The 19,515-nt window shown below is 70.7% G+C and carries 15 protein-coding genes and 2 pseudogenes; 9 read left to right on the top strand and 8 right to left on the bottom strand.

The genetic code is table 11. The annotated features are described in order from the left end of the window. Positions 1-594: 594 nt before the first annotated feature. On the top strand, positions 595-1,458 hold the full coding sequence (locus ACWC9R_RS34725) for a hypothetical protein (protein ID WP_450737614.1): 864 nt from the start codon (positions 595-597) through the stop codon (positions 1,456-1,458). A gap of 10 nt (positions 1,459-1,468) precedes the next feature. Here ACWC9R_RS34725 and ACWC9R_RS34720 read toward each other — a convergent pair whose 3' ends face one another. Next, the gene (locus tag ACWC9R_RS34720) at positions 1,469-2,164 is read right to left on the bottom strand and encodes a GntR family transcriptional regulator (protein ID WP_450737611.1); all 696 of its coding nucleotides are present in this window, start codon (positions 2,162-2,164) and stop codon (positions 1,469-1,471) included. A 173-nt stretch (positions 2,165-2,337) separates the two neighbouring features. On the opposite strand from ACWC9R_RS34720, the gene ACWC9R_RS34715 reads away from it, so the two are divergent. The 3 genes and pseudogenes from ACWC9R_RS34715 to ACWC9R_RS34705 all read left to right on the top strand — a co-directional run. Next, the gene (locus ACWC9R_RS34715; protein ID WP_450737610.1) at positions 2,338-3,177 is read left to right on the top strand and encodes a (2Fe-2S)-binding protein; all 840 of its coding nucleotides are present in this window, start codon (positions 2,338-2,340) and stop codon (positions 3,175-3,177) included. Positions 3,178-3,370: 193 nt separating this feature from the next. Next, positions 3,371-3,961 carry a GNAT family N-acetyltransferase gene (locus ACWC9R_RS34710; protein WP_450737608.1) on the top strand — a complete coding sequence of 197 codons (591 nt, stop codon included), beginning with the start codon at positions 3,371-3,373 and terminating at the stop codon, positions 3,959-3,961. 374 nt (positions 3,962-4,335) lie between these two features. Beyond that, positions 4,336-4,461: pseudogene (locus ACWC9R_RS34705) on the top strand (IS481 family transposase); the annotation flags it as partial. A gap of 68 nt (positions 4,462-4,529) precedes the next feature. Here the strand turns inward: ACWC9R_RS34705 and ACWC9R_RS34700 are convergent. After that, positions 4,530-6,167: a glycosyltransferase family 39 protein gene (locus ACWC9R_RS34700; protein ID WP_450737607.1), complete on the bottom strand. Its 1,638-nt coding sequence runs from the start codon at positions 6,165-6,167 to the stop codon at positions 4,530-4,532. Between the two features lie 148 nt (positions 6,168-6,315). Beyond that, positions 6,316-7,029 (bottom strand): ATP-binding cassette domain-containing protein, encoded by a 714-nt coding sequence (locus ACWC9R_RS34695; RefSeq protein WP_450737605.1) that lies wholly within the window; start codon positions 7,027-7,029, stop codon positions 6,316-6,318. 932 nt (positions 7,030-7,961) lie between these two features. Here ACWC9R_RS34695 and ACWC9R_RS34690 point away from each other — a divergent pair. After that, positions 7,962-9,047 (top strand): DUF2637 domain-containing protein, encoded by a 1,086-nt coding sequence (locus ACWC9R_RS34690; RefSeq protein ID WP_450737603.1) that lies wholly within the window; start codon positions 7,962-7,964, stop codon positions 9,045-9,047. A 40-nt stretch (positions 9,048-9,087) separates the two neighbouring features. Here ACWC9R_RS34690 and ACWC9R_RS34685 read toward each other — a convergent pair whose 3' ends face one another. Further along, complete coding sequence (locus tag ACWC9R_RS34685; protein ID WP_450737602.1) at positions 9,088-9,561, bottom strand: ATP-binding protein; 474 nt, start codon at positions 9,559-9,561, stop codon at positions 9,088-9,090. 287 nt (positions 9,562-9,848) lie between these two features. Here ACWC9R_RS34685 and ACWC9R_RS34680 point away from each other — a divergent pair, with 287 nt between their 5' ends. After that, on the top strand, positions 9,849-12,974 hold the full coding sequence (locus ACWC9R_RS34680) for an alpha-mannosidase (RefSeq protein WP_450737601.1): 3,126 nt from the start codon (positions 9,849-9,851) through the stop codon (positions 12,972-12,974). Between the two features lie 358 nt (positions 12,975-13,332). On the opposite strand, the pseudogene ACWC9R_RS34675 reads toward ACWC9R_RS34680, so the two are convergent. After that, positions 13,333-13,539: pseudogene (locus ACWC9R_RS34675) on the bottom strand (chaplin); the annotation flags it as partial. A gap of 218 nt (positions 13,540-13,757) precedes the next feature. On the opposite strand from ACWC9R_RS34675, the gene ACWC9R_RS34670 reads away from it, so the two are divergent. Beyond that, positions 13,758-14,876, top strand: a complete 1,119-nt coding sequence (locus tag ACWC9R_RS34670; protein WP_450737613.1) for a M20 family metallopeptidase — start codon at positions 13,758-13,760, stop codon at positions 14,874-14,876. A 171-nt stretch (positions 14,877-15,047) separates the two neighbouring features. Here the strand turns inward: ACWC9R_RS34670 and ACWC9R_RS34665 are convergent, their stop codons facing one another. Further along, entirely contained in the window at positions 15,048-15,719 is a 672-nt protein-coding gene (locus ACWC9R_RS34665; RefSeq protein ID WP_450737599.1) for a permease prefix domain 1-containing protein, read from the bottom strand. Beyond that, positions 15,716-16,057 (bottom strand): PadR family transcriptional regulator, encoded by a 342-nt coding sequence (locus ACWC9R_RS34660; RefSeq protein ID WP_450737597.1) that lies wholly within the window; start codon positions 16,055-16,057, stop codon positions 15,716-15,718. Before ACWC9R_RS34660 ends, ACWC9R_RS34665 begins: the two co-directional genes overlap by 4 nt. Positions 16,058-16,142: 85 nt before the next feature. On the opposite strand from ACWC9R_RS34660, the gene ACWC9R_RS34655 reads away from it, so the two are divergent. Together ACWC9R_RS34655 and ACWC9R_RS34650 are read left to right on the top strand one after the other, a co-directional pair. After that, entirely contained in the window at positions 16,143-16,616 is a 474-nt protein-coding gene (locus tag ACWC9R_RS34655) for a DUF2269 family protein (RefSeq protein WP_450737595.1), read from the top strand. A 207-nt stretch (positions 16,617-16,823) separates the two neighbouring features. Further along, positions 16,824-17,498, top strand: a complete 675-nt coding sequence (locus tag ACWC9R_RS34650) for an HD domain-containing protein (protein ID WP_450737594.1) — start codon at positions 16,824-16,826, stop codon at positions 17,496-17,498. Between the two features lie 13 nt (positions 17,499-17,511). Here the strand turns inward: ACWC9R_RS34650 and ACWC9R_RS34645 are convergent, their stop codons facing one another. Next, the gene (locus ACWC9R_RS34645) at positions 17,512-19,254 is read right to left on the bottom strand and encodes a pyruvate dehydrogenase (RefSeq protein WP_450737592.1); all 1,743 of its coding nucleotides are present in this window, start codon (positions 19,252-19,254) and stop codon (positions 17,512-17,514) included. Positions 19,255-19,515 lie beyond the last annotated feature (261 nt).

The following is a 19,515-nucleotide window of genomic DNA, read 5'->3' as shown; positions in this document are numbered from 1 at the left end:
CAACGCAGCATGGGGGTCCCCCCGCGCCCTTTAGGCGTGGGGGAGTGCGTGCCAGGCGCCGCGGGGCAGGCGGGAGTTTGACGACAGGTCCTAGGGACGACACCCCTGGACACCGCTCGCTCACGACGGCCAATCACTCCGCGACCACGGGTGGTTGGCCGTCGCCCGTTCCCCGCCCCGTTCCCCTCCCCGCTCGCCACCCCTGCGCGCGCCGGCCGCCGGACGCGGGGCTGCCGCCCGCTTCCCGCCCCTCGCCGCTCACCCCCTGTACCGCTTCCCTCCTCCCCGTCAACCCCCCTTCATCAGCCATGCCCGCTCGCGCCGCGATTGGCCGGATCTGGACGGTCGGCGCGGCGGATCGGCCGGGGCGCGATGGTTGCCAAAGGCCTCCGCGGTCGACGCGCCGGGGGAACCATGAGGTGGGACCATGGGCGGAAGCCGGGGGCCGCGGTGTTCCATCCCGCCCCACAGACCCCGAGAATGGCCGCAAGTCGCACTGTGAGGCGGCGGCAGGGACTTGGATGCTGGTCCGGGACCAGCTCAGCCCCCACCCACTGTTACAGCCTTGGCAGGAGGCCATAGATGACAGCAGGAGTGACGCATACGACCGCTGGAACCGACTGGGGCAAGGCAGATTTCGAGGCGATTTACAACTGCCCTGATCCCCGTCGGTACTTCACCACACTGAACCCGCTGGACTACCAGATTCCGCACCACGGCCAAGCGGTCTTCCGCGCCGTGGCCGAGACCCTCCAACGGCACCGGAGCGACCGCCCGCCACTGAACGTCGTCGACCTCTGCTGCTCGTACGGGGTCAACGCGGCGCTCCTCAACCACCAGCTGTCCCTCTCCGACCTCTACGGCCGCTACGCCGCGCCCGGTCCGGGCCTGCCGACCACCCGCCAACTCGTCGACGAGGACCGCACGTTCTTCGCCAGCCGGCGGCGCGCGGCGCCCTTCCGGATCAGCGGCATCGACTCGGCGGACCGCGCGGTCGGCTACGCGCAGTCGGTCGGTCTGCTCGACCACGGCTTCGCGGAGAACCTGGAACTCGACGAGCCGAGCCCGGAACTCCGGAAGGTCCTCGCGGGCACCGATCTGATCACCGTCACCGGCGGCGTCGGCTACATCACCGCGCGTACCTTCGGCCACCTCATCGACAACGTGTCCGCGCCGCCCTGGGTCGCCGCGTTCGTCCTGCGGACCGTGTCCTACCAGCCCGTCTCCGCTCTGCTGGCCCGGGCCGGTCTGGTGACGGAGAAGCTCACCACCCGGACGTTCCGGCAGCGCCGGTTCGCCGACGAGGGTGAGCGGCGGGCGAGCTTCGACGCGCTGGCGGGCCTCGGCCTGTCCACCGCGGGCAAGGAGTCCGACGGCTTCTACCACGCCGAGCTCTATCTCTCCCGTCCCGCCGCCGATGTCGCGGCGCTGCCCCTGGAGGAGCTGCTGCCCGACTGAGCCACCGGTCTCAGTGCGGGTGCCGGGCCGCCGAGACATGCTCGCGGGCGATCCGTTCGACCACCGCGTGCTCCTGGGCCACCAGGGCGTCGAGCAGCGCGGTGTGCTCGGAGGCGTCGGCCAGCAGCTCGGCGGTGCGCAGCCGGGAGCCACCCGCCGGCCACTGGGTGCGGCGCAGCAGATCGCCGGCCACCTCGGTGAGCCGGCGGTTCCCGGTGAGCGCCATCAGGGCGACATGGAAGGCGTGGTCGGCCTCGGCGTAGGCGGCCCGGTCCCCGTGGGCCGCGGCCGCCACACCCGCGGCGGCGAGCGGGCGCAGCTCCTCCCAGCGCTCCGGGGGCAGCGCCCGCGCCAGCCGGATGATCGCGGGCACCTCCAGCATCCGCCGGACCTCGGCCAGCTCGGCCAGGTCGCGGGAGCTGCACTCGGCGACCCGGAAGCCGCGGTTGGGCACGACCTCGACAGCGCCCTCGCAGGCGAGCTGCTGCATGGCCTCACGGACCGGGGTCGCGGAGACGCCGTAGCGCTCGGCGAGCGCGGGCGCGGAGTAGACCTGGCCGGGGGTCAGCTCCCCGCCGACCAGGGCACGGCGGAGCGCGGCCAGCACCTGGCCGCGGACGGAGTGCCGCCGGGGCGCGGCAGGGCCGGGCTGCGCGGGTACCCATGCCCGCGCGGCCGGCTCCTGTTCCGCTGTGCCCTGTTCCATGACGGCTCCTCCTGACGTATCCCAGCACCATAGGCGGCGCGGGCCACAGTACAAATCCGTGCACCGGTACCGGAACCTCGCCGGGCTGCCGGGACTGGCGCCGAGCGGGCGCGGGTAGAGAGTTCGGGTAAGGTAAGCCTTACCTGCTAACGATCGCGATTCGGTGGTCTCCCATGACTTCTGCTCTCGCCGCCCCGGCCGCGTCCCACCCCGTCGCCGAGTCCTACGCCCGGCTCGCCGAGGTCTTTCCCGGTCTGCAGGTGACCACCTGGCACACCGCACCGCCCAGTGGCGACGGCTGGGTGTGCGCGGCCGGGCTGGCGGCCGGCGGCGAGGCCCTCGACGCCTTCCTCGCCTGGGACGACGCACAGATCGTCCGCGACCACGGCCGGTCCGCCCGGCCGGACGTGGTCGCGAGCTTCGCCCTGCACCGGTACGCCTGGCCCGCCTGCCTGCTGATCACCCTCCCCTGGTTCCTGCACCGCCGGGTCCCGCACCTGCCCGTCCAGGACGTCTCGGTCCGGCGCGAGCCGCTCCTGATGGCGGTGCGCCTCAGCGCGTTCGCCTGCCTTCCGGACGATCCGGCGGCGGCGCTGCCCGGGGCCCGGGTCGTACCGGACGAGGAGGCGCTGCGCGCGGAGGTCCGGGCGGCGGTGGCCGCGCACCTCGGGCCCGTCCTGGACGGATTCCGCACCCGGGTGCGGCGCGGGCCGCGGGCACTGTGGGGCATGGCGTCCGACGAGATCGTCGAGGGCCTCTGGTACGTGGCGCAGCTGCTGGGCGAGGAGCCGCGGGCGAGGATCGCGCTGGAACGGCTGCTGCCCGGCGCCACCGCGCCCTATGTGGGGGGCGCGGCATTCCGCGAGCTGACCGGGCCCGGTGGCGAGGCGCTGCCGACCCGGGACCGCGCCAGCTGCTGCATGTACTACACGCTGCGCCCCGAGGACACCTGCGTCACCTGCCCGCGCACCCGCGACGAGGACCGCGTCAGACGCCTGACCACAGCCACCTGACGGACCGTCACCGACGCGACGCCGGCACGCCACTTCCACCGCTCGCACAGGCGGCGCGGGGAGAGCCGCGACTCAAGTTGAAAATGATTTCCATATCCATATGCTGGTCACGCGCCCCAGGACCACCCCGCCCCCCGCTCACACCCCCGAAGCCCCGGAACCCCCGCCCCGACCACTCCCCCACGGACAAGGCATGCACGACCCACAACCCCAGACGCACGAGACCGGCACCTACACGATCCGCCCGGCCGAACCCCAGGACTGCGACGGCGCGCGCCGCGTCATGCTGGACACCTTCTACCGCGAGTTCGACTACGGATACGTGCCCGCCTGGCACGCCGACGTCATCGACATCCGGGGCACCTACCTGGACCACCCACGGCATCAGCTGATCGTCGCCCTGTCGGACGGCGAGGTGGTGGCCACCACCGGGCTGCTGTCCCGCGGACCGGCACATCCGCCGCATCCACGCCGGCTGGCCGAGCGCTACGCCTCCGCCGCGCAGCTCGTCCGCGTCTACGTCCGGCCCGAGCACCGGCGGCACGGACTGGCCCGCGCGATGGTACGGAAGGCCTGCGCGTTCGCCGCCGCCACGCCGGGCTACGACTGCGTCTACCTGCACACCAACGTCAACATCCCCGGCGCACAGGGCTTTTGGAACAGCATCGCCAAGGAGGTGTTCGACGCCCGGACCACCGGCGAACACGGGGCGGGCTTCGGCACCGTGCACTTCGAGATCCCGCTGCCTCTCGGACCGGAGGGCGCGGAGGGCCGCGCGGACTGAGAGGCGGCCGGGCGCGGCGCGGGCGGCCCCGCTCCCATCACCCACCGGCGACCGGCCACCGGACTGCGGTACATCCAGGCGGTGTCTGCAAATGAATTTGCATCTCGCCTGACAAACGCATGAGTCATTGCGTGGCTCTGCCGGACCGGCCCGCACCTCACCGAACTCGCCCCGGACGTCACCATCGACGAGGACCACCACCGGACAGCGGCGGACGTCCACGTCCCCGCGACACTCCGACGGTGACGACACCGACCGCGCACAGGGTCCTGCCCACCGCGACCGTCCACCGCATCCTGCCCCGCCACGGCCTGAGCCACCCGGCCTTCCTCGACCGGCTCACAGACCAGACCGCCCGCTGCCACGATCGAACGGTCCTGACAGACAACGCCTGGTCCTGCCGCAAAGGCCTGGCCTGGAAACGATCCCTGACCGCACTCGGCGCGACCGGCAAACTCACGCGCCCCTACCGACCACAGGCCAACGGAAAGGCCGAACGCACCGCAGCCACACCGCACTCGCAGGCCAGCCACCCCTCAGCCGCGAACAACGCTCCGGGTCAGTGCACCTAGCGGGGGCCGTTGTCGGCTTTGGGCGTCAGCGTGATCACTGTGCTTGTGCCAAGTGGGCCGTCAGTCTGGATGATGCGGCTGGAATGGGGGTGGGAGCCGATCAGGCGTTGCAGACCGGCCGCATCTGGCTGAAGACGGCCGCGCTCGAAGAGAATGAAGCTGATCTCCGTGTCGCGGGGCGGAGTCATCTGGACGTACTGGGCGTAGGTGACAGCATCGCAGCCCGAATACCAGCCGATCTCGGGCTCGTACCCGGTGACCAGGAGGCATGGCCCGTTGGAGGAGAGCTGCCGGGCTACCGGGACGGTGGAGTGGCTCAAGCCCGTGGGGCCGGGCATGGCTCCATGAGCGACCACCTGAGTTGTCCCGAAGATCGTGATGCCGGCACACAGGGCTATGGCCAACAGTGCCTGCGGAGCCCAACGAGCGGTCAGTTCGGCGATGTACTGCACGCCCAGTGTGGTGAGCAGTATGACCGGAAGGAAGACGAAGCGTGGCTCACCGTCGGTCGCCACGCCCAGGAGAACGAAAATGAGGAGCGAAGCGGCACCAAGGAATGCCCGCCGCTGGTCGTCCCGCCGCGGCTTACCGTTGTATTCATGGCGCGTACGGCGGATTCTGCGCATAGCGAGCCATGCGACGGCAATGCCTGCTGCCATGACTACGGCGCCGAGGTCGCCGGCCAAGCGGTAGGGAAAGATCGCCAGGTAGTAAAGGAGCCCGTCGCCGATGAAGTCGCGTTCCGCTTGCTTGGTCGCATAAAGAATGATGCCGAGGGGCGAGCCGGTTACCTGGATGGCATAGAGGAAGTGAGGCACGAGGCCGGCGAAGAGGGCAATGCTGGCGAGGGCCAGGCGCCGCCATTGCGCGAGCCAAGCCCGAGGCCCATAGACAAGGACTGCTGCCATGGCTATCGCCAGGAGATTCCCCACCACGCCGTAACGGAGGTAGAAAGCCGCGAGAATCACCAATGGAACTATCAACAGGGCACGCGATCGGGCTCTCTCCTGGGCACGTATGAGCAGGAACACAACGACCAACAGGAGGCCGGTGCTGCCGATGTCATTGAGGAACTCGGGCACGCGGCGCAGGAAGCCGAGACCGCTGAGCAGAAGCAGCATCGTGACGACCGCCTGGCGCTGGGTGGTCCAGCGGCTTGCAACGAGGTACGTCACGATCAGCGTGAGCAGTGTCAGGACGAGCGTGACGGTCCGCAGCGCACCGACGTCGTCGTGCAGGGCAAGGGCAATGCGCCCAAGGGCCGGGAGACCTATGGGCCGGTACACCCCCCACCCCGCATCTGGTGTGCCGTCACGCCAGGAACGGGCCTTGTTCGCGTAGACCGCCTCTTCGTGCCCGATATACGGCTCGTCGTCCTGCAGCACTGCCCACACGCCCGCGGCCAAAGACAGCACCGCTGTGACCAATGCCCCTACGGGCACGCGCCGTAGCAGGTCGACGCACTTCGACCAGGCCGGCCACGAGCCGAAGGCCTGCGACCAGTAAGGCCGAGCGACCAGCCACGCCGGTGCGGCACCCAAGAGATAGGGCCAAGGCTGCCAGCCCGGCAGCCAACCGCCCAGGCCGATGGCGAGGAGTAGCTGTTGCACGGCCGCAGCTGCAGTCAGCGTCACAGCGATACATAAGGCAGCGTGCTGCAGGGGCGTCGCCTCCGAGCGATGGAGACGATCCCGCCTGTCCCGTTGGCGGGGGATGTTGTGGTGGGTGTGAGCCTGTACACCGGAGCCGGCTAGCCTCCGTGGGCCTTGAGGCGGCGGGATGTCATTCGCCATAAGGACGCCACCGGCCCGACTCGCGTACAGCCGCACTCGCGCCCCACCACCAGGTGAGGAGGGCCAGGATGGCGAGTGCACCTGACGTGGCGGCAAGGACGTCGCCCGACAGTTCAACGCCGTCCACCGCTCTTTCCTGGGGAGCTGCGAGCCAGCTTGCAGCGATCACGCTCGTCGCGATCGACGCCAGCAAGGGCACGAGCAGCGCCCACGCCGCCGTCGAGTAGTAGACCTTCCGCTTTCCGGTGAGCACACTGAGTGGTGCGGCCTTGCGGCTGAATCTCAGGAATTCAGCAAGGTGTGGTCGGATGGTGCCCTGCGCCGATACGGCAAGGTCATCGGAACCACCCGTGACGCCGGCCTCGCCAACCCCGACCGGAGTCAGTTCGGGCAACAGCTCACCGAACTGGAAGACCACGCCCATATGCCGGCTGCGATGGCGTTCCAGAGCGCGTTGCCGCATACGGACGACGTCTTGCCCCGCTACTTCAACTTTCCCCTGCGCCGGGCGGATGAGTCCCAGCACGCAGCCGAGCAACGTGCTCTTGCCGCTGCCGCTGGGCCCAACCACCGCAGCCGACTCGCCCGCACAGACCTGAAGGTTCACGCCGTCCAGCAGCACGCGATCAGCGACTTCGTAGCGTAGACCGCCGACCTTCAACACGGGCTCGCTCGCGCCCGCTTCGCCCTTGACCTGACCCACTGGTCCCTCTCTCGCTTACCACTCACACAGCAGCACGGGGCGGGAAGGGCGGCTAACGAGCCGTCCTTCCCGCCCTACCTCGTCTTCAGCTCAGAATGTGGGGGGCCGGATCTTCAGGCCGCCCGGAGTGTCAGCCGCGAATTTCCCAACGGCTGCACTCGTCATCGTTGTCCGGGACCCAGTTGCACGTCCGCAGATCTGTCACCCGGCCGCCGCCGCTGTAGGTGACGCTGCCGACGGTCGCCTTCTTGCGCATCCTCCCCTGACGAGGGCGCCGGCCTCTTGCCATGCCCTCTTGATCGCGCCACAACGTATGGACTCTGAGGCTGCACAGACAAACGCCATTTGGAACTAGTGTCCGAAATTTGCGCGTTCGTATGGCATGATACGCCCTGATAAAGCTAGTAATAAGGGGCACTTCCCCCGTCACAGCAAGAAAGCGGAGTGTCGCATTGTTGGCCGTTTTCAGGCACCTGGCTTGGCCGCTAGCCGCAGCGACGCCTCAATGTCCGCCCCGCTGAGAGTCGTCTTCACATGCCCCGCCCACACCAGCAGAGCTCTGAGGCCGGCGGCGACTGGCAGGACTCGGCGGCCTTGCCACAACGGGTGGCGGTGCCGCACCACTGCCGCAAGCGATGGAAGCAGCGTTCCACCACGTAGCACCGCTCGTGGAGTTGCCTACCGAAGGCCGGCGGACACCCATGGCGGCTGCCGCGCCAGAGCCGGTAGCGGATCTGATCCAGCCTCGCCCCCACGCCAGCCATCAGCGTGACCTCACTCGAACTCAACCCCACTCCATGGAAAGTCAGTTCGACCTCAAGGCGTCTTCCCCGTACCCCTAGGCGTTCTCTTGCCCCGAAACCCCCTGGGCGGGGATCGGATTCCGCCAGGATGTCGCGGAAATCGCGTACCCGAGGCAAAGGGATTCCAGAATGAGAATGACCGACATATCGCTGGACTGGCTGGTTCCCGGTGCCGTGCTGCTCTTCGGTGTGCTTGCGGCCGTGGCGCTGGTGGTGCGCGGGAAGCGGGCGGCGGCCCGGTCCGTCGCGGAGGACTCCTGGGAACGCAGCGAGGAGCGGCGGCGGCGCAAGGAGGCCGTCTTCGCCTCGGCCTCGTATCTGCTGCTGTTCTGCTGTGCGGCGGTCGCCGCCGCACTGTCCTTCCACGGGCTGGTCGGCTTCGGCGTGCAGAACCTCAACCTCTCCGGGGGCTGGGAGTATCTGGTGCCCTTCGGGCTCGACGGTGCGGCGATGTTCTGCTCCGTGCTCGCCGTACGGGAGGCCAGCCACGGCGACGCGGCGCTCGGTTCCCGGATGCTGGTGTGGACGTTCGCGGGTGCCGCGGCCTGGTTCAACTGGGTGCATGCGCCGCGCGGCCTGGGCCACGCGGGTGCACCGCAGTTCTTCGCCGGGATGTCGCTGTCGGCGGCGGTCCTCTTCGACCGGGCGCTCAAGCAGACCCGCCGGGCGGCGCTGCGGGAGCAGGGTCTGGTGCCGCGGCCGCTGCCGCAGATCCGGATCGTCCGCTGGCTGCGCGCGCCCCGTGAGACCTTCGCCGCCTGGTCGCTGATGCTGCTGGAGGGCGTACGGACGCTGGACGAGGCGGTCGAGGAGGTCCGCGAGGACCGACGCGAGAAGGAGCAGGACCGTCTCCGCCGGCGTGAGCAGGGCAAGCTCGACCGGGCCCGCATCAAGGCCCTCAACCGGCAGCACCGCGCCTGGGGTGTCGGCCGGGGTGGCGGCCGTCAGCTGGCGGTGCCGCAGCCGGCGGCCGCGGAGGTGGCCGGCCCCGACCCCGCCATAGCCGGCGATCCTCAGCCGCTGCTCACCGGAGCGCTGCCGGCGCCCTCCCGCCCGGCTCTCAAGGCCGTGGCCGGCGCTGAGGCCGAGGGTGCGGTGGCCCCGGCCGGGTCTCCGCGGACCGTGGATCTCACCGCCGAGGACGACACCCAGACGATTCCGCGTCTGGACTCCCTGGAGGAGAAACTCGCCGCGATCGAGCGGCAGTTCGGCTGACCCGTGGCGGACCGCGCCGACCGACGTCACGGCCCCTGCGTCAGGCCGGTCCGCCGCCCAGTTCGAACCACACGCTCTTGCCCAGGGTCTCGGTGCGTATCCCCCAGGCGTCGGCTAAGGAACGCACCAGCATCAGCCCCCTGCCGGAGGTCCCGTCGGTGGTCGGCGGCCGCGGCTCGGGCCGTCCGGGGACGAAGTCCCTGACCTCCACCCGCAGCCGGTCGCTGACCCGGGCCGTGACGACGGCGCCGCCCTCGGCATGCACCAGGGCATTGGTGACCAGCTCGCTGGTGAGCAGCGTCGCGACCTCCGCGAGCTCGCCGACGCCCGGCGCCGTCCAGCGGCTCAGCAGCTGGCGCAGCTCCCTGCGCACCTCGCCGACCGCCTTCAGATCCGCGTGCCGTACCTTCCGCTCCAGCACCCCCGGCGCCCGCGCGGTGGTCTCCCCGTTCCGGCCCCTCTCGGCCGCTTCCTGCGTTCTCTTCCGTTCCTCGCGCCGCACAGGCTGACGCATTCTCTCCCCCGCCCCCAACGAACTCCGGCGCTCTGCCTCGAACAGCCTCACGGTCAGCATGCCCATCCGATCTGTCGCCATGCTTCGGGTGTGCCGCTTCTGTGCTCCGGGCCGGCGGTCCGCCGCCCGCGTGCCGGGTGGGCCGGGCCGGGCCCCGGTGGGTATGCCTGATCCGAGCCTGTCGCGAAGCCCGGCCCCGGCACCGGGTACGGACGCACTCCCCCGGTTGCCGCCGGGAACCCGCCCGCGCCCCGGAAGCGCGGGGAGTACGAGCGTGAGGAGCCGCTGTGCACGACGACCGACTGCTGGTGGAGGGGCGTCTGGAGCGGGCGCTGGGGCAGTTCATCCGGCCCGCCCAGTACGCGGCGCGGGTGCCGCTGCGGCTCTCCGTCTGGCACGCGCCCGGGGAGCCGGGGCCGGTGAGCGAGGCCCTCGCGGCCACGTATGAGCCGTTCACGGCAGGCGAGCCCTGGGGGCCACCGTGGTCCACCAGCTGGTTCCGGCTGACGGGTGAGGTGCCGCGGGAGTGGGCGGGGCGCCGGGTGGAGGCCGTCATCGATCCCGGGTTCAGCGGCGACGGGCCCGGGTTCCAGGCCGAGGGCCTGCTGTACGACGCCGAGGGGGTGCCGCTCAAGGGCATCCATCCGCGTAACCGTCACCTTCCTGTCGGTGCGCCGGTCAGCGGCGGTGAGGAGGTGCGGCTGCTGCTGGAGGCGGCCGCGAACCCGGCGGTGCTGCGGGACTTCCGCCCCACCGACCTCGGCGACGTACGGACCGCGCCCGCGCGGCCGCTGTACCGCTTCGCCTCGGCGGACCTCGCGGTGCTCGACGAGACCGTCTGGCAGCTGGTCCTCGACATCGAGGTGCTGTCGGAGCTGATGCACGAGCTGCCCGCCGACGGCTCGCGCCGGCACGAGATCCTGCGGGCCCTGGAGGACCTGCTGGACGCCCTGGACCTGCACGACGTCGGCGGCACGGCAGCCGCGGGACGGGCCGCGCTGGCCGACGTCCTGAGCCGTCCGGCCGCCGCGAGCGCCCACCGTGTCTCGGCCACCGGGCACGCGCACATCGACTCGGCCTGGCTGTGGCCGCTGCGCGAGACCGTCCGCAAGGCGTCCCGCACCTTCGCCAACGTCACCCACCTCGCCAAGGACTACCCGGAATTGGTGTTCGCCTGCTCCCAGGCGCAGCAGTACGCCTGGGTCAAGGAGCACCAGCCGCACCTCTGGGAGCGCATCAAGGGGGCCGTACGGGACGGGAACTGGGCGCCGGTGGGTTCGATGTGGGTGGAGTCCGACGCCAACATGCCCGGTGGTGAGGCGCTGGCCCGGCAGCTCGTGCACGGCAAACGGTTCTTCCTGGAGGAGCTGGGGGTGGAGACCGAGGAGATCTGGCTGCCGGACTCGTTCGGCTACACCGCCGCCTTCCCGCAGCTGGCCCGGCTGGCCGGCGCGAAGTGGTTCCTCACCCAGAAGCTGTCCTGGAACCAGACCGACCGGATGCCGCACCACACCTTCTGGTGGGAGGGCATCGACGGCACCCGGATCTTCACCCACTTCCCGCCGGTCGACACCTACAACTCCCAGCTCCACGGCCGCGAACTGGCCCACGCCGAACGCAACTTCGCCGACAAGGGGCGGGCCACCCGCTCCCTGGTCCCGTTCGGCTGGGGTGACGGCGGGGGCGGCCCGACCCGCGAGATGCTGGAGCGGGCCCGCCGGCTGCGGTCCCTGGAGGGCTCACCGCGGGTCGGGGTCGAGCCGCCGGCCCGGTTCTTCGAGGCCGCCCACGAGGAGTACGGGGCGGCGGCACCGGTCTGGTCGGGCGAGCTGTACCTGGAGTTCCACCGCGGCACGTACACCTCGCAGGCGAAGACCAAACAGGGAAACCGGCGCTGTGAACACCTGCTGCGCGAGGCGGAGCTGTGGGCGGCCACGGCGGCGGTGCGGGCGGGGGCCGACGCGTACGCCTATCCGTACGACGCCCTCGACCGCCTCTGGAAGACCGTGCTGCTGCACCAGTTCCACGACATCCTGCCGGGCTCGTCCATCGCCTGGGTGCACCGCGAGGCCCGTGCCACCTACGCGGCGGTGGAGGCGGAGCTGACCGGGATCACCGAGACGGCGCTCGCGGCGCTGGCCGGGCCCGGGGCCGCGGCGCCCGGGGTCCCGACGGTGTTCAACGCCTCGCCCTACTCCCGGGACGAGATCGTCGAGCTGCCGGCCGGGAGTCCGGGCCGGCCGTCGGCCGTCGCGGTCCATGTCCCCGCACTGGGCTCGGCCGCCGTCCGTCCGCCCGGCCCGGACTCCCCCACCCCACCGCCGCCGCCCGTACGGGCCGACACCGGCTCCGACGGCACCCTCACCCTCGACAACGGGCTGCTGCGGGTGGAACTCGACACCGACGGCCTGCTGACCTCCGTACGCGATCTGCACGCCGGACGGGAGGTGCTGGCACCGGGCGCCCGCGGCAATCTGCTGCAACTGCACCCCGACCACCCCACCCGGTACGACGCCTGGGACCTCGACCGCCACTACCGCCACCGGCACACCGATCTGACCGACGCCGAGTCCGTGGAACTGACCGCGGCCGGGCCGCTGTCCGCGACGGTACGGGTCACCAGGGCGTTCGGCGCGTCCCGGCTCACCCAGGAACTCACCCTGCGGGCCGGCTCGCACCGTCTGGACATCACCACCGACATCGACTGGCACGAGTCGGAGAAGGTCCTCAAGGCCGCCTTCCCCCTGGATGTGCACGCCGAACGGTCCACCTCCGAGGTGCAGTTCGGCCATGTCCACCGCCCCACGCACACCAACACCAGCTGGGACGCGGCCCGTTTCGAGATCTGTGCGCACCGCTGGCTGCGGGTCGCCGAGCCCGGCTACGGCATCGCGCTGCTCAACGACTCGACCTACGGCCATGACGTGACCCGCACCCCGCACCCCGAGGGCCTGGGCACGACGGTACGGCTGACCCTGCTGCGCGCCCCGCACAGCCCCGACCCGGAGACCGACCAGGGGGCCCACCGCTTCACCTACGCACTGCTGCCGGGGGCCGGGGTCGGCGACGCGGTCGCCGGGGGCCTGGCCCTCAATCTGCCGCTCAGGTCGGCCACCGTGCCGCCCGTGCCCCCGCTGGTCCGCGTCGACCACCCGGCCGTCACGGTCGAGTCGGTCAAGCTCGCCGAGGACCGCAGCGGCGATGTGGTGGTGCGTCTGTACGAGTCCCGTGGCGGCCGCGCGACCGGCACCCTCTCCCCCGGCTTTCCCGTCGAACACGCCACGGTGACAGACCTGTTGGAGCGTCCGCTGCACGAGGAGGAGGAAGGCCCGACCTCGGATGTGACGGTCGAGCTGCGTCCGTTCCAGATCCTGACCCTCCGGCTCCGTCCGCAGCGTCCGCCCGCCGGGTGAGCTCGGCGGGGAGGGCCGGACAGCCCGACGGCCGGGGCCCCGTTGTGGGGTCCCGGCCGTCGTGTGCTGGTGAGCGTGCGGGTGGTGAAGTTCACCGGTCCGCTCGGTTCAGGCCCTCTCGGCGTCGGCCGGGCCGTCAGCGCGGTGCACGCACGCTCGCGATGACCAGATGATCCAAGCGAGTGGCTCAGCGCTCGACGTCGACCAGGCCGCCGCCACCGGTGTGCACGCCACCGACCGGCTTGTGGTGGTGGTGCTTCTTCGGGTGGTGCTTCTTGACGTGCTTCACGTGCTTGACGTGCTTGTGGTGGTGCTTGACGACGGTGTGACGGTGCACCACCCGGCGCTCGATGCCGCCGTTGAGGCAGGTGTTGCCGAAGGCCGGGTTCAGCAGCCCCACGATGTTGACGGTGTTGCCGCACACATTGACCGGAATGTGGATCGGGACCTGAATCGCGTTACCCGACACCACACCCGGCGAATTGGCCGCGCCGCCGGACGCGCCACTGTCCGCGAACGCTGGCGACATGCCGCCCAGGGCAGTACTTGCCGCTAGTGCGGCCATAGCAGTCACCCGCGTGATCCGTGACATAACAATCTCCCGATCGCTCCAAGCGGCTCACTGCCGCTTCCTGCTCTTCCTTTCGGCGTATCCAGCTCCACATTGAGACCCTTTGCTAACATTTCACTCTTTCCGGTTATAAATGTGGTTTAGAGGCCGCTTCAGCAGGCCAGAAAACTCAGTTGGGCCTATAAGGCGCCCCGTACCCTTGTCCCGTGACGATGCACCGGACCGCCAGCGTGGACGCGATGATCGAGGACCTCAGGACGCTCGTCGAGGTCGAGGCCCCCTCCCGCGACCTCAACGCCTTGCGGGCGTCGGCCGAAACTGTCGCGGCCGTCCTCGAACGCCGCCTCGGCGGGCAGGCCGTCCTCGTGGAGAGCGAGGCCGGACCGCATGTCCACTGGGCGGCCGGCGGCGACCCGAAGGTCCTGATCCTCGGTCACCACGACACGGTGTTCCCGCTCGGCACCCTTGAGCGCCGCCCGTTCCGGGCCGAGGACGGGCGGGCGACCGGCCCCGGGGTCTTCGACATGCTCGGCGGTGTGGTGCAGGCCGTTCACGGCCTGGGGACGCTGGACGACCGGTCGGGCGTCGAGATCCTGGTGACCGCCGACGAGGAGGTCGGCTCCCACGCCTCCCGCGCCCTCCTCGAAGAGCGCGCCCTGGCCTGCGGCGCGGTCCTCGTCATGGAGGGGGCCGCGGACGGCGGAGCCCTGAAGACGGGCCGCAAGGGCTGCGGCACCTTCCAGGTATCGGTCCGGGGCCGGGCCTCGCACGCGGGTCTCGAACCCGCGGCCGGGGTCAACGCCCTGGTCGAAGCGGCACATCAGGTCCTGGACATCGCCGCGCTCGGCCGGCCCGGCATCGGCACGACCGTGACCCCGACCGTCGCGGCCGCCGGCACCCTGGACAACGTGGTTCCCGCTGAGGCGACCGTCACCGTCGACGTCCGGGTCGAGACGACCGACGAGAAGGACCGCGTCGAAGCCGCTTTCGCGGCCCTGGCACCGCATCTCGACGCGGCGGAGATCACGGTACGGGGCGGCATCGGCCGGCCCCCGATGCCCGAGTCGGCGGCGGCCGGACTGTTCGCGGTGGCACAGCGGTTGCTCCCCGGCGTCGAGGCCCGGGCCGTCGGCGGCGGCAGCGACGGCAACTTCACGGCCGCGCTGGGGGTACCCACCCTCGACGGCCTCGGCGCGGTCGGCGGCGGCGCCCACGCCGACCACGAGTACCTGCTGATCGACTCCATGGCCGAGCGTGCCCAGCTGGTCGCCGGACTGGTGCGGGCGATTCAGCACGCGGAGGGGCACGAGGGGCTGCGCCGCGGTCGGTGAGCGGTGCACGGTCCGGTGAGCAGTCGGGGGAGACCGCGACCGGTGCGGGTTCCCCCGGGGCCGGACCGGACTGCCCGGTGAGGCCGTGGAGTCAGGTGGCCTTGATCCATCGGCTGACGGCCCGTCGACGTGTCCGAGGGCATGTCAGCCGCGCAGCCGAGAGGCGGTGGATCACGTGACGGGCAGGCGTGCGCAGTGGCGGCAGGCGCGGGCCGAGGCTGCCACCACGGCGTGCGACGCGGCAGCGAATGCGCCGGCGAACGCGAGCAGGGGCCAGTTCGTGGCCAGGACGGAGGCGGTGGCGAGCGCGAGCGTCGCGACGGCCATGGCAACGCTGGCGGTAGTCCCGGTCCATGCGACCACGAGGGGCAGCCGGCGCGGAACGGGCAGCCGGCGGGCGAGGGTGCCGGTGGCGGCCAGCGTCGCCGCGGCGAGCAGTGCGGCGACGCCGCCCACACCGGCCAGATGAACGGCCAGCAGCTGCGCCGTGCGGGGCAGCTGCCAAGGCTGATCGTGGCCGGTGGTCCAGGCCAGGTACCAGCAAACGACCAGGAACGGGGCGCTGAGGGCGACGGCCCGGGCGGTGTGCCGGGCCTGGGCGATGGTCAGTTCCCGTTGGCAGCTCGGCACGAGTTCGTCGAGAGTCCCGAACTCCCCCACTGCTTGGCAGGCGGCGCGCTGGTAGGTCATGCCCTCGCAGGTGTGCGCCGATACCGTGTCCGCGAGGCCGTCGCGTATCTCCTCGATCATCCGGGCTTTGGTCCGGGCCGGGCCGCGCAGGGCGGCTGTCAGGGCCGCGAGGTAGTCCTCGACGGGGTCGGCTTGCCGACCGGTGGCGCTCATGTGGCAGCCCCGGGCGGCGCGGCGGGGTTCAGGACCGAGCCGATCGCCATGGTGAACTCGCTCCACGCGGTGCGCTCGCCGGCCAGGGTGCGCCGGCCGGCGTCGGTGAGCTCGTAGCATCGCCGTCGCCGTTCACCAGAGGACTGCCAGCTGCTGCTCAGCAGCCCGAGCCGCTCCAGCCGGTTCAGGGCCGGGTAGATCGTGCCCGTGCGCAGCTCGAGTGCGCCCCCGCTGCGCTGTTGGACCGCGGCGATGATCGCGTAGCCGTGCAGCGGGCCTGGTTCGAGTACGGCCAGCAACAGTCCGTCCAGGTGCCCTCGCACCGCATCTGCCTTCATGAGTAGGCAGCCTACCCAAAATCACCGTAGGCAGTGTATGTATTGGCAGCCAACACATTCGTGCTTCTGCTCGGAGGAATCCGCAGTGACCAAGGCGCTGTTGTCCGTACATGTCCTCGCGGCGATTCTGGCGGTCGGGTCGATCACGGTGGCCGCGTCCATGTTCCCCCGCTATGCGCTACGGGCATCTGGCGGCGAGGACGCGGACGGGCAAGCCGCCGGAATCGCCGCACTCCTGCACCGGATCTGCCGCGGCTACGCTGTCGCCGGCCTCGCCGTGCCGGTCTTCGGGATCGCCACCGGAGCCCTGCTCGGCGCCCTCACCGAAGCCTGGCTGATCGCCTCACTCGCGTTGACCGTGATCGCCGCGGCCATCCTGGCCATGGCCATCCTGCCCGGCCAGCGGCGCCTGCTCGCGTTGGCCCAGGACTCAGCGCCCCAGGAGGGGCAGCGCCCCGCGGCGACCCGGCTGGCCACGCTCACAGGAATCTTCAATGTCCTCTGGGCGATCGTCGTGATCCTGATGATCATCCGCCCGGGCTCGACCACGGGAGCGTGATTCCCGTGCGTACGGTGCGGATCGCGGCCGGTGCCGAGACCGCCTCCTTCGCGGTCCTGCTGGGCAACCTGCTGACGGCACACACCCAAGCGATCACGACGATCGTCGGGCCGCTGCACGGCACGGCCTGCTGCTTGCCTGACGGCGGCTCCACCTGCGCCCCAAGGAAGCCAACCCCTTACCCGCAATGCCCAGGAAGGTGACGTGATGGACGACGTATACGCGGAACTGCTCTTTCCCCGTACCGACTTAGCGCTGAGCGCGATGCGCTTCGTGCAAGGCATCGAGGACCCGGCGATCTTCAACCACAGCATGCGCAGCTACCTCTACGGGCGCTTTCTGGGAGAGCAGCAAGGCCTGCAGCCCGGCCGCGACTATGACGACGAACTGTTGTTTCTGGGTTGCCTTCTGCACGACGCCGGGCTCAGTTCCGAGGGCAACGGTGATCAGAGCTTCGACATGGACGGCGCCGACTTGGCCGCCCGCTTCCTCACCGACCAGGGGGTGTCACCCGAGAGGGTCGAGGTCGTATGGGATGCGATCGCCCTGCACCTGCACCACGAGATCGCCCTACGCAAGCGTCCCGAGATCGCGTTGGTGACGGCCGGCGCCGGATTCGACCTCGGCCCCTCGGAGGAACACACCCTCCCGGCCGGCTACGCCGACCGCATCCATGCCTCGCTGCCCCGCCTCCATGCAGCGCCCGTGCTCCACGACACGATCGTCGGTCAGGCACTCGGCAAACCACACAAGGCCCCGCCCTTCAGCATGCCCGGCGAACTGGTCCGCCAGGAGACACAGGCGGTCTGGCCCACCTGGAAACAACTGATGACCCAATCCCCCAGTTGGAACGACTACGACGGCTACCGGCCGAAGGGGTGAGCACGGAAGAGCCTCAAGGCCGGGGAATGTTGCGCAGGTTGGAGCGGGCCATCTGGAGCATGCGGCCGACGCCGCCGTCCAGCACCATCTTTCCGGCCGAGAGTGCGAAGCCGGACACCATCTCGGCGCTGATCTTGGGCGGGATGGACAGGGCGTTGGGGTCGGTGACGATGTCGACCAGGGCCGGGCCCTTGTGGCGGAAGGCGTCGCGCAGGGCGCCGCGCAGCTGCTTGGGCTTCTCCACCCGGACGCCGTGGGCCCCGGCCGCGCGGGCGATGGCGGCGAAGTCCGGGTTCCGGTTGGTGGTGCCGTACGACGGCAGTCCGGAGACCAGCATCTCCAGTTCCACCATGCCCAGCGAGGAGTTGTTGAACAGCACCACCTTCACCGGCAGGTCGTACTGGACCAGGGTGAGGAAGTCGCCCATCAGCATCGAGAACCCGCCGTCGCCCGACATGGAGACGACCTGGCGGCCGCGGTCGGTGAACTGGGCGCCGATCGCCTGCGGCAGCGCGTTGGCCATCGAGCCGTGGCTGAACGAACCGATCACCCGGCGGCGGCCGTTGGGGGTGAGGTAGCGGGCCGCCCAGACGTTGCACATACCGGTGTCGACCGTGAAGACGGCGTCGTCGGCGGCCTCTTCGTCCAGGACGGAGGCGACGTACTCGGGGTGGATCGGGGTGCGCTTCTCGACCTTGCGGGTGTAGGCCTTGACCACGCCTTCCAGCGCCTCGGTGTGCTTCTTCAGCATCCGGTCGAGGAACCTGCGGTCCTGCTTCGGCCGGACCTTGGGGATCAGGCCGCGCAGCGTCTCGCGGACATCGCCCCAGACGGCGAGGTCGAGCGTGGTGCGGCGGCCCAGGTGTTCGGGCCGGACGTCGACCTGGACGATCCTGACGTCGTCGGGCAGGAACGCGTTGTACGGGAAGTCCGTGCCGAGCAGGATCAGCAGATCGCACTCATGGGTGGCCTCGTAGGCGGCGCCGTAGCCGAGCAGTCCGCTCATCCCCACGTCGTAGGGGTTGTTGTACTGAATGTGCTCTTTGCCCCGTAGCGCGTGGCCGACCGGGGACTTCACCCGCTCGGCGAACTCCATCACCTCGGCGTGCGCGCCCGCCGTGCCGCTGCCGCAGAACAGCGTGACCCTGTCGGCCTCGTCGACCATCCTCGCCAGCGCGTCCAGTTCGGCCTCTCCGGGGCGGACGGACGGACGCGCGGTGACCAGGGCGTGTTCGATGGCCCGCTCCGGGGCCTCTTCACCGGCGATGTCGCCGGGGAGCGCGACGACCGCGACGCCGCTCTGCCCGATGGCGTGCTGGATCGCGGTCTGCAGCACCCGTGGCATCTGCCGGGTGCTGGAGATCAGCTCGCTGTAGTGGCTGCACTCGACGAACAGCCGGTCGGGGTGGGTCTCCTGGAAGTAGGTGGTGCCGATCTCGCTGGAGGGGATGTGCGAGGCCAGGGCGAGGACCGGGGCCATGGAGCGGTGCGCGTCGAACAGGCCGTTGATGAGGTGCAGGTTGCCGGGGCCGCAGGAGCCCGCGCAGGCCGCGAGGGAGCCGGTGAGCTGGGCTTCCGCCCCGGCGGCGAAGGCGGCGGTCTCCTCGTGCCGGACCTGAATCCAGTCGATCGCGGGGTTCCGGCGGATGGCGTCCACCACCGGGTTCAGGCTGTCGCCGACAACGCCGTAGAGCCGCTGTACCCCCGCCCGCACGAGGATGTCCACGAACTGCTCGGCCACAGTCTGCTTCGCCATGTCGCTGTCGCTCCTTCGACGGGTGTCCGACGCTGGTGGCTGCCCGCTGACGCGGTGGCCCCGTCCCGGGATCTCCGGGGCCTTGTCCCATGAACCCATGGGGTCCCCCGGCCCGCCTCCGCTGCGCCGCCGCGCCGGCCGTGCTCCGGTTCGCGTCTGCCCGTCGCTAGGACCTGTCGTCAAACTCCCGCCTGCCCCGCGGCGCCTGGCACGCACTCCCCCACGCCTAAAGGGCGCGGGGGGACCCCCATGCTGCGTTGT

This window comes from Streptomyces sp. NPDC001219, assembly GCF_053597915.1.
Note: the sequence above shows the minus strand (reverse complement) of the source record. Positions and strands in the feature narration are given on the sequence as shown.